Raw genomic sequence first — 9,230 nt, 5'->3', positions numbered from 1 at the left:
GGCACGCAGCTGACCATGCGCACCTTCCACCAGGGTGGTGTGGGTGAGGACATCACCGGCGGTCTGCCCCGCGTGCAGGAGCTGTTCGAGGCCCGCGTCCCGCGCGGCAAGGCCCCGATCGCCGACGTCACCGGGCGGGTCCAGCTCGAGGACGGCGAGCGCTTCTACAAGATCACCATCGTTCCCGACGACGGGGGCGAGGAGGTCGTGTACGACAAGCTCTCCAAGCGCCAGCGGCTGCGTGTGTTCAAGCACGAAGACGGTTCCGAGCGGGTGCTCTCCGATGGCGACCACGTCGAGGTGGGCCAGCAGCTGATGGAGGGCTCGGCCGACCCGCACGAGGTGCTGCGTGTGCAGGGCCCCCGCGAGGTGCAGATCCACCTGGTCCGCGAGGTCCAGGAGGTCTACCGCGCCCAGGGTGTGTCGATCCACGACAAGCACATCGAGGTGATCGTCCGCCAGATGCTGCGCCGGGTCACCATCATCGACTCGGGTGCGACGGAGTTCCTGCCCGGCTCGCTGATCGACCGCGCGGAGTTCGAGGCGGAGAACCGCCGGGTGGTGGCCGAGGGCGGCGAGCCCGCCGCCGGCCGTCCGGTGCTGATGGGTATCACGAAGGCGAGCCTCGCCACCGACTCGTGGCTCTCGGCGGCGTCGTTCCAGGAGACCACGCGCGTGCTGACCGATGCGGCGATCAACTGCCGCAGCGACAAGCTGCAGGGTCTGAAGGAGAACGTGATCATCGGAAAGCTGATCCCGGCCGGTACCGGCATCAACCGCTACCGCAACATCGCGGTGCAGCCCACCGAGGAGGCCCGGGCCGCGGCGTACACGATCCCGTCCTACGAGGATCAGTACTACAGCCCGGACTTCGGCCAGGCCACCGGTGCCGCGGTTCCGCTGGACGACTACGGCTACAGCGACTACCGGTAGTTTCCGCGAAAATGCCCCGGGCACGCCCGGGGCATTTTCGTGCATGGCGAAAGTCAGTCACATCCGCCACAGGCGTACCGCGCGGGAAGCCGCCTCTTGATCCGCGAAACCGATAGCACCGGTGATATCGGTTTCGAAAGTCGCCGCATGGTCCCGAGCGTGCCGTCGCCGGTGCCGAAACCCGTCACTACACTGGCCGCCATGCTCATCGGTTCGCACGTCAGCCCCCGGGACCCGCTGGCCGCCGCGCAGGCCGAGGGCGCCGACGTCGTCCAGATCTTCCTCGGCAACCCGCAGAGCTGGAAGGCACCCAAGCCGCGCGAGGACGCCGCGACGCTCAAGGTCGCCAAGCTGCCCATCTACGTCCATGCGCCGTATCTGATCAATGTCGCCTCGGCCAACAACCGGGTGCGCATCCCGTCGCGCAAGATGTTGCAGGACACCTGCGACGCGGCCGCCGACATCGGCGCCGCCGCGGTGATCGTGCACGGCGGCCACGTGGCCGACGATGCCGACCTCGACGAGGGCTTTCAGCGCTGGGGTAAGGCCCTGGATCAGTTGCAGACCACCGTGCCGGTGTACCTGGAGAACACCGCCGGCGGCGACCATGCGATGGCCCGTTGCTTCGACACGATCGCCCGGCTCTGGGATGTCATCGGCGACAAGGGGATCGGCTTCTGCCTGGACACCTGCCACGCGTGGGCGGCCGGCGAGGCGCTGGTGGATGCCGTGGACCGCATCAAGGCCATCACCGGTCGCATCGACCTGGTGCACTGCAACGACTCCAAGGACAAAGCGGGCTCGGGCCGGGACCGCCATGCCAACCTGGGCAGCGGACAGATCGACACCGAACTGCTGGTCGCGGCGGTCAAGGCCGCCGACGCGCCGGTCATCTGCGAAACCGCCGAGGAGGGCCGCAAGGACGACATCGCGTTCCTGCGGGAGCGGACCGCTGACTGAACCGCCCGTTACACCTCTTGTGCGGTTGTCGAGAAAATGTAACATGGGGGCATGTCAGACACCCACGCCGTCACCAACCAGGTTCCGCCCCTGGAGAACTACAACCCCGCGACGTCCGCGGTGCTCGTCGAGGCACTGATCCGCGAGGGCGGCGAGTGGGGTCTGGACGAGGTCAACCGGGTGGGGGCGCTCTCGGCGACCCGCGAGGCCCAGCGCTGGGGCGAACTCGCCGACCGCAACCGGCCGATCCTGCACACCCACGACCGCTTCGGGCACCGCGTCGACGAGGTGGAGTTCGACCCCGCCTACCACGAGCTGATGCGCGCGGCCATCGCCCACGGCATGCACGCCGCGCCCTGGGCCGACGACCGCCCGGGCGCGCACGTCGTGCGGGCTGCCAAGACCTCGGCGTGGACCGTGGAGGCGGGCCACGTCTGCCCGATCTCGATGACCTACGCCGTCGTCCCGGCGTTGCGCCACAACCCCGAGCTGGCAGCGGTTTACGAGCCGCTGCTCACCAGCCGCGAATACGACCCGGAACTGAAACTGGCCACCACCAAACCGGGCATCACCGCGGGCATGTCGATGACCGAGAAACAGGGCGGCTCCGACGTGCGCGCCGGAACCACCCAGGCGACGCCCAACGCCGACGGTACCTACAGCCTGACCGGGCACAAGTGGTTCACCTCGGCGCCGATGTGCGACATCTTCCTGGTGCTGGCGCAGGCGCCGGGCGGTCTGTCGTGCTTCCTGCTGCCGCGTATCCTTCCCGACGGCACGCGTAACCGCATGCTGCTGCAGCGGCTCAAGGACAAGCTGGGCAACCACGCCAACGCCTCCAGCGAGGTGGAGTACGACGGCGCCGTCGCCTGGCTGGTGGGCGAGGAGGGCCGCGGCGTACCCACCATCATCGAGATGGTCAACCTCACCCGCCTGGACTGCACGCTCGGCAGTGCCACCAGCATGCGCAGCGGCCTGACCCAGGCCGTCCACCACGCCCAGCACCGAAAGGCCTTCGGCGCCTACCTGATCGACCAGCCGCTGATGCGCAACGTGCTGGCCGACCTCGCCGTGGAGGCCGAGGCCGCCACGATGGTCGCGATGCGGATGGCCGGCGCCACCGACAAGGCGGTGCGCGGCGATGCGACCGAGGCGCTCTTCCGCCGCATCGGCCTGGCCGCCAGCAAGTACTGGGTGTGCAAGCGCTCCACTCCGCACGCCGCCGAGGCACTGGAATGCCTGGGTGGCAACGGTTATGTCGAGGACTCCGGGATGCCGCGGCTCTATCGCGAGGCGCCGCTGATGGGCATCTGGGAGGGCTCGGGCAACGTCAGCGCGCTGGATACGTTGCGCGCCATGGCGACTCGCCCGGAGTGCGTCGAGGTGCTCTTCGGTGAGCTCGACGAGAGCGCCGGCCAGGACCCGCGGCTGGGCGCCCACGTCGAGCGGCTGCGCGACGACCTGGCCGACGTCGACACCATCCAGTACCGCGCCCGCAAGGTCGCCGAGGACATCTGCCTGGCGCTCCAGGGTTCGCTGCTGGTGCGCCACGGGCACCCCGCGGTCGCCGAAGCCTTCCTGACCACACGGCTCGACGGCCGGTGGGGTGGGGCGTTCGGCACCATGCCCGCAGGGCTGGACCTGGCGCCGATCCTGGAGCGCGCCCTGGTCAAGGGCTGAGCCGCGCGATGACTTGCGCCGGCGACGATGCAGAGCGTAGCGATGAGGAGGAGCGGCGCCGATGACCCACGCGATCAGGCCGGTCGACTTCGACAACCTGAGGACGATGACCTACGAGGTCACCGACCGGGTTGCGCGGATCACCTTCAACCGGCCGGAGAAGGGCAACGCGATCGTCGCCGACACCCCGCTGGAGCTCTCCGCGCTGGTGGAGCGCGCCGACCTCGACCCGCAGGTCCACGTCATCCTCGTCTCCGGTCGCGGGGAGGGCTTCTGCGCGGGCTTCGACCTGTCCGCCTACGCCGACCGCACCGGCTCGGCCGGCGGGACCGGCGCATATGCGGGCACCGTCCTGGACGGCAAGATCCAGGGGGTCAACAGCCTGCCCAACCAACCATGGGACCCGATGATCGACTACCAGATGATGAGCCGCTTCGTGCGCGGCTTCTCGTCGCTCATGCACGCCGACAAGCCGACGGTGGTCAAGATCCACGGCTACTGCGTGGCGGGCGGCACCGACATCGCGCTGCACGCCGACCAGGTGATCGCGGCCGCCGACGCCAAGATCGGCTACCCGCCGACGCGGGTGTGGGGCATCCCGGCGGCCGGCCTGTGGGCGTACCGGCTCGGTGACCAGCGCGCCAAGCGGCTGTTGTTCACTGGCGATTGCATCACCGGCGCCCAGGCCGCCGAGTGGGGGCTGGCGGTCGAGGCGCCGGAGCCCGAGGACCTCGACGAGCGCACCGAACGACTCGTACAGCGGATCGCCGCGGTCCCGGTCAACCAGCTCATCATGGCCAAGCTGGCCCTGAATTCCGCACTGCTGCAACAGGGTGTGGCCACCAGCAGGATGGTCAGCACCGTGTTCGACGGAGTGGCCCGGCACACCCCGGAGGGGCACGCGTTCGTCGCCGACGCGGTCGAGCACGGCTTCCGCGACGCGGTGCGCCATCGCGACGAACCCTTCGGCGACCACGGCCGCAAAGCCTCCGGGGTGTAGCCGATGCCGACCATGACGGCCCGCTCGGTGGTGCTGTCCGTGCTGCTCGGCGCCCATCCCGCCTGCGCTACCGCCGGCGAATTGGTCAGGCTGACCGCCGATTTCGGCATCAAGGAAACGACGCTGCGGGTGGCGCTGACCCGCATGGTCGGCGCCGGGGACCTGATCCGCTCCGCCGAGGGCTATCGGCTCTCCGAGCGACTGCTGGCCCGCCAGCGCCGGCAGGACGACGCCATGCGCCCGCGAACCCGGGCGTGGCGTGGCGACTGGCTGACGCTGATCGTCACCAGCGTGGGCACCGATGCGCGCACGCGGGCCGCGCTGCGAACGACCATGCACCACAAGCGCTTCGGGGAGCTGCGCGAAGGGGTGTGGATGCGGCCCGACAACGTCGACCTGGATCTGGATCCGGAGGTCGCCGACCGGGTGCGGATCCTGACTGCCCGCGACGACGCGCCCGCGCAGCTGGCCGCCCAGCTCTGGGACCTGCCCGCCTGGGCGCAGACCGGTCACCGGCTGCTCGGTGAGATGACCGCCGCCCCCGGCATTCCCGGGCGTTTCCTGGTGGCCGCGGCGATGGTGCGCCACCTGCTCACCGACCCCGTGCTGCCCGACGAGCTGCTGCCGCCCGACTGGCCGGGCGCCGCGCTGCGCGCGGCCTACCACGACTTCGCCACCGAACTGTCGCGGCGACGCGACTGGGCGGAACAAAAAGGCGGGACCCAACTAGTGGAGGTGACATGAGCGATCCGGTGCGGGTGGAGCGCAACGGCGCGGTGACCACGGTGATCCTCAACCGGCCGGAGGCGCGCAACGCCGTCAACGGCCCGACCGCCGCCGCGCTGCACGCGGCGTTCGACGAATTCGACCGCGACGACACCGCGTCGGTGGCCGTGCTGTGGGGCGAGGGCGGAACCTTCTGCGCCGGAGCGGATTTGAAGGCGTTCGACACCCCCGACGCCAACGCCGTGCACCGCACCGGCCCCGGCCCGATGGGCCCGTCGCGCATGGTGCTGTCCAAACCGGTGATCGCGGCGGTCAGCGGCTACGCCGTGGCCGGGGGTCTGGAGCTGGCCATCTGGTGCGACATGCGGGTGGCCGAGGAGGACGCGGTGTTCGGGGTGTTCTGCCGGCGCTGGGGCGTCCCGCTGATCGACGGGGGCACGGTGCGGCTGCCGCGGCTGATCGGCCACAGCCGGGCGATGGATCTGATCCTCACGGGCCGCGGTGTCAAAGCCGACGAGGCGCTGGCCATGGGACTGGCCAACCGCGTGGTGCCCAAGGGGCAGTCCCGGCAGGTGGCCGAGGAGCTGGCCGCCGAATTGGCCGCGCTGCCGCAGGAGTGCATGCGCGCCGACCGCCTCTCGGCGCTGCACCAGTGGGGCATGCCGGAGCCCGAGGCGCTCGACTTCGAATTCGCCAGCATGCACCGGGTTTCCGCCGCGGCGATGCAAGGGGCCCGGCGGTTCGCCGCGGGCGCCGGACGGCACGGCGCCCCCGCGAGCTGAGCGGTCAGCTGCCCTTGTTGATGGTGTTGCCCGAGCCGATGTCGTCCACCTTGGGGCTGCCGCCCTTGTAGGTGATGGTGTTGTTGAGCCCGAGCACGGTGATGCGGGTGTTGACCTTGTCGATGGTGATCGTGTTGTTCGCGCCGCCGACGGACACCGTTTCGCAGGTACCGGTGATGGTCAGCGTGTTGCCGTTGCCGCCGACGTTCAGCGATTTCCCGTCGGCGCAGTTCAGGGTGGCCGTGGTGTTCATCGATCCGTAGTTCAGCGTGTTCCCGATCTGGACCGATGCGGTGGTGCTTGCGCCGCTCGTGCTCGTCGGCGCGGCCCCACCGCTCGTCGTCGAGGCCGGGCTGCTCGACGTCGTCGTCGGGGTGCCGGGCGGGTTGGCCGTGGAACTGCAGCCCGCCAGGACGGCGGCGGCGACGGCCGGGGCGAGGGCGAGCGCGCCCAGGCGAAGGGGGTTGTCGGTGAAGTTGGCGCGCATCGCTTCCGGGTTCTCCTCGCTCGTTGACGGCAATCTCACTGACGGTCGCTGGCTTGTCATGCGGGCACCTGCTGGAGACGGTTTACCATGCCCAGTTCACGGCCGCGGTCCCACAGGAACGGCGTGCCGTTGTGATAGAACACCGTCTCGTCGGACCCGTAGACGGTGATGTCATGGGTGACCGTGTCCGCGACGACGGTGTTGCCCGAGCCCATGACGGTCACCGCATAGCAGGTCCCCAACGCGGTGATGACGTTGCGGGTGCCGTTGACCAGCAGCGTTGCATCGTTGCAGTCCACCGTCTGTTCGGCGCCCTCCCCGACGATATGGGTGTCGCCGTTCTTGGCGTGCGCGGCCGGGGCCGACGCGGCGGGGACCGCGGCGAGGGTGACGACGCAGGTTGCCAGCGATCCGGCGACGGTTGTCCACTTCACTGCGGGCCCCCTTTGCGACGGGTGAATCTGCACGACTGAGACTACGTGCAGTCGGCGCTGCCGTGGCAGGGTTATTTGCATTTACCGCGCCCCACTAGAGTCATTAGTTGACCCCGTCTGCGCAATCGAAGGGCATCCGCATGGCAGCTCGGCCGGAACCGCCGTCGGCGGCCGGGCGCCAGCGGGCCGGCAAGTCCGCCTCCCGTCCGGCGAAGCTGAGCCGGGAGGGCATCGTCGACGGCGCGCTGGCGTTCCTGGACCGGGAGGGCTGGGATTCGCTGACCATCAACGCGCTGGCCACCCAGCTGGGCACCAAAGGCCCCTCGCTCTACAACCACGTGGACAGCCTCGAGGATTTGCGCCGCGCGGTGCGGATCCGGGTCATCGACGACATCATCATGATGCTGAACCGCGTCGGTGAGGGGCGGGCCCGCGACGACGCGGTGCTGGTCATGGCCGGCGCCTACCGCAGCTATGCGCATCACCACCCCGGACGGTACTCGGCGTTCACCCGGATGCCGCTGGGTGGTGACGACCCCGAGTACACCTCCGCGACCAGGAGCGCGGCCGCACCGGTGATCGCCGTGCTGACCTCCTACGGCCTCGACGGCGAGGAGGCGTTCTACGCGGCGCTGGAGTTCTGGTCCGCCTTGCACGGGTTCGTGCTGCTGGAAATGACCGGTGTCATGGACGAGATCGACACCGACGCGCTGTTCTCCGACATGGTGCTGCGCCTGGCGGCGGGCCTGGAAAGGCGCACCGCGGAGCACGCCGCACCGGGAGGTGCCCCGGGGTGACGGGCGCCGCTTTGACCTGCCAGACCGGCGGCGGGTATCGTGGAAGCTCGTGCCTGGCGGCTTACGGCGCCTGACGTAAGTAAACGGATGCCGGGCAAATTCGCATGTCCACGGCGCATCCGGAGAAATCCGCTGCCGCAGGCGTGCGACACACCCGGACGCGGGGTAACGCGGCCGGACATAACTGCAGTACGACGACTTGAAGAACGCCCGCGAGACCGAAACGCCTCGAACGCTCAACACAGAAAGCCTCCTAGATGCCAACCATTCAGCAGCTGGTCCGCAAGGGCCGCCGGGACAAGATCGCTAAGGTCAAGACCGCGGCCCTCAAGGGCAGCCCGCAGCGTCGTGGCGTGTGCACCCGCGTGTACACCACCACCCCGAAGAAGCCGAACTCGGCGCTTCGGAAGGTCGCGCGCGTGAAGCTGACGAGCCAGGTCGAGGTGACGGCTTACATCCCCGGTGAGGGCCACAACCTGCAGGAGCACTCGATGGTGCTGGTGCGTGGTGGCCGGGTGAAGGACCTGCCGGGTGTGCGCTACAAGATCATCCGCGGTTCGCTGGACACCCAGGGCGTCAAGAACCGCAAGCAGGCTCGCAGCCGCTACGGCGCCAAGAAGGAGAAGAACTGATGCCGCGCAAGGGACCCGCGCCCAAGCGTCCGTTGGTCAACGACCCCGTCTACGGGTCACAGCTGGTCACCCAGCTGGTGAATAAGGTTCTGCTTCAGGGGAAGAAATCCCTGGCCGAGCGCATTGTCTATGGTGCGCTCGAGCAAGCCCGTGACAAGACGGGTACCGACCCCGTCATCACGCTCAAGCGAGCGCTCGACAACGTCAAGCCCGCCCTGGAGGTCCGCAGCCGCCGCGTCGGTGGTGCGACCTACCAGGTGCCCGTGGAGGTGCGTCCGGACCGGTCCACCACACTGGCACTGCGCTGGCTTGTCAGCTTCTCGCGGCAACGGCGTGAGAAGACCATGATCGAGCGGCTGGCCAATGAGATTCTCGATGCCAGCAACGGCCTCGGGGCCTCCGTCAAACGGCGCGAGGACACCCACAAGATGGCCGAGGCCAACCGCGCCTTCGCGCATTACCGCTGGTAGGAGCCGGAACCGGCGCCGACTGGCGACAGTGGCCGGGCGCAACCAAGACAGCGAACTAAGCAAGCGAAAGTGGGAAGACCTCTGTGGCACAGAAGGACGTGCTGACCGATCTGACCAAGGTCCGCAACATCGGGATCATGGCGCACATCGACGCCGGCAAGACGACGACGACCGAGCGCATCCTCTACTACACCGGCATCAGCTACAAGATCGGTGAGGTCCACGACGGCGCGGCCACGATGGACTGGATGGAGCAGGAGCAGGAGCGGGGGATCACCATCACCTCCGCCGCCACCACCTGCTTCTGGAACGACAACCAGATCAACATC

Annotated in this window: 11 protein-coding genes and 1 pseudogene; 10 read left to right on the top strand and 2 right to left on the bottom strand. The window is 69.0% G+C overall.

Going from position 1 to position 9,230, the window contains the following annotated elements:
• From AC2VOR_RS02745 to AC2VOR_RS02720, 6 genes and pseudogenes are all read left to right on the top strand, one after another.
• Positions 1–933 (top strand): annotated as a pseudogene (locus AC2VOR_RS02745) (DNA-directed RNA polymerase subunit beta'); the annotation flags it as partial.
• Positions 934–1,134: 201 nt separating this feature from the next.
• Positions 1,135–1,893: a deoxyribonuclease IV gene (locus AC2VOR_RS02740; protein ID WP_486963166.1), complete on the top strand. Its 759-nt coding sequence runs from the start codon at positions 1,135–1,137 to the stop codon at positions 1,891–1,893.
• Positions 1,894–1,944: 51 nt separating this feature from the next.
• A complete protein-coding gene (locus AC2VOR_RS02735; RefSeq protein ID WP_369740644.1) occupies positions 1,945–3,573 on the top strand; it encodes an acyl-CoA dehydrogenase family protein in 1,629 nt (542 codons plus the stop codon).
• A gap of 61 nt (positions 3,574–3,634) precedes the next feature.
• Positions 3,635–4,573: a crotonase/enoyl-CoA hydratase family protein gene (locus AC2VOR_RS02730; RefSeq protein ID WP_369740643.1), complete on the top strand. Its 939-nt coding sequence runs from the start codon at positions 3,635–3,637 to the stop codon at positions 4,571–4,573.
• Positions 4,574–4,576: 3 nt separating this feature from the next.
• Positions 4,577–5,317: a PaaX family transcriptional regulator C-terminal domain-containing protein gene (locus tag AC2VOR_RS02725; protein ID WP_369740642.1), complete on the top strand. Its 741-nt coding sequence runs from the start codon at positions 4,577–4,579 to the stop codon at positions 5,315–5,317.
• Complete coding sequence (locus tag AC2VOR_RS02720; protein ID WP_369740641.1) at positions 5,314–6,081, top strand: crotonase/enoyl-CoA hydratase family protein; 768 nt, start codon at positions 5,314–5,316, stop codon at positions 6,079–6,081. Before AC2VOR_RS02725 ends, AC2VOR_RS02720 begins: the two co-directional genes overlap by 4 nt.
• A 4-nt stretch (positions 6,082–6,085) precedes the next feature.
• Here the strand turns inward: AC2VOR_RS02720 and AC2VOR_RS02715 are convergent, their stop codons facing one another.
• Positions 6,086–6,568: a DUF3060 domain-containing protein gene (locus tag AC2VOR_RS02715; RefSeq protein ID WP_486963167.1), complete on the bottom strand. Its 483-nt coding sequence runs from the start codon at positions 6,566–6,568 to the stop codon at positions 6,086–6,088.
• Between the two features lie 56 nt (positions 6,569–6,624).
• Positions 6,625–7,002 carry a DUF3060 domain-containing protein gene (locus AC2VOR_RS02710; protein ID WP_486963165.1) on the bottom strand — a complete coding sequence of 126 codons (378 nt, stop codon included), beginning with the start codon at positions 7,000–7,002 and terminating at the stop codon, positions 6,625–6,627.
• Positions 7,003–7,142: 140 nt separating this feature from the next.
• On the opposite strand from AC2VOR_RS02710, the gene AC2VOR_RS02705 reads away from it, so the two are divergent.
• From AC2VOR_RS02705 to AC2VOR_RS02690, 4 genes are all read left to right on the top strand, one after another.
• A complete protein-coding gene (locus tag AC2VOR_RS02705) occupies positions 7,143–7,799 on the top strand; it encodes a TetR/AcrR family transcriptional regulator (protein WP_369740638.1) in 657 nt (218 codons plus the stop codon).
• 257 nt (positions 7,800–8,056) lie between these two features.
• Positions 8,057–8,431 carry a 30S ribosomal protein S12 gene (gene rpsL / locus AC2VOR_RS02700; RefSeq protein WP_369740636.1) on the top strand — a complete coding sequence of 125 codons (375 nt, stop codon included), beginning with the start codon at positions 8,057–8,059 and terminating at the stop codon, positions 8,429–8,431.
• The gene (gene rpsG, locus AC2VOR_RS02695) at positions 8,431–8,901 is read left to right on the top strand and encodes a 30S ribosomal protein S7 (RefSeq protein WP_044509806.1); all 471 of its coding nucleotides are present in this window, start codon (positions 8,431–8,433) and stop codon (positions 8,899–8,901) included. The genes rpsL and rpsG overlap by 1 nt, the downstream gene beginning before the upstream one ends.
• A gap of 83 nt (positions 8,902–8,984) precedes the next feature.
• Positions 8,985–9,230: GTP-binding protein (locus tag AC2VOR_RS02690; protein ID WP_486963164.1), on the top strand; the 246-nt coding region annotated here is incomplete at its 3' end.

It is taken from the genome of Mycobacterium sp. TH-M103 (genome assembly GCF_057473785.1).
The sequence above is the reverse complement of the archived record's forward strand: the minus strand, read 5'-3'. Positions and strand labels throughout refer to the sequence as shown.

Excerpts from the sequence above, each read along its gene's own strand:
- AC2VOR_RS02715 (WP_486963167.1), bottom strand. The coding sequence starts at position 6,568 with ATGCGCGCCAACTTCACCGACAACCCCCTTCGCCTGGGCGCGCTCGCC.
- AC2VOR_RS02720 (WP_369740641.1), top strand. The coding sequence starts at position 5,314 with ATGAGCGATCCGGTGCGGGTGGAGCGCAACGGCGCGGTGACCACGGTG.
- AC2VOR_RS02705 (WP_369740638.1), top strand. The coding sequence starts at position 7,143 with ATGGCAGCTCGGCCGGAACCGCCGTCGGCGGCCGGGCGCCAGCGGGCC.
- AC2VOR_RS02730 (WP_369740643.1), top strand. The coding sequence starts at position 3,635 with ATGACCCACGCGATCAGGCCGGTCGACTTCGACAACCTGAGGACGATG.
- AC2VOR_RS02725 (WP_369740642.1), top strand. The coding sequence starts at position 4,577 with ATGCCGACCATGACGGCCCGCTCGGTGGTGCTGTCCGTGCTGCTCGGC.
- rpsL (WP_369740636.1), top strand. The coding sequence starts at position 8,057 with ATGCCAACCATTCAGCAGCTGGTCCGCAAGGGCCGCCGGGACAAGATC.
- rpsG (WP_044509806.1), top strand. The coding sequence starts at position 8,431 with ATGCCGCGCAAGGGACCCGCGCCCAAGCGTCCGTTGGTCAACGACCCC.
- AC2VOR_RS02740 (WP_486963166.1), top strand. The coding sequence starts at position 1,135 with ATGCTCATCGGTTCGCACGTCAGCCCCCGGGACCCGCTGGCCGCCGCG.
- AC2VOR_RS02735 (WP_369740644.1), top strand. The coding sequence starts at position 1,945 with ATGTCAGACACCCACGCCGTCACCAACCAGGTTCCGCCCCTGGAGAAC.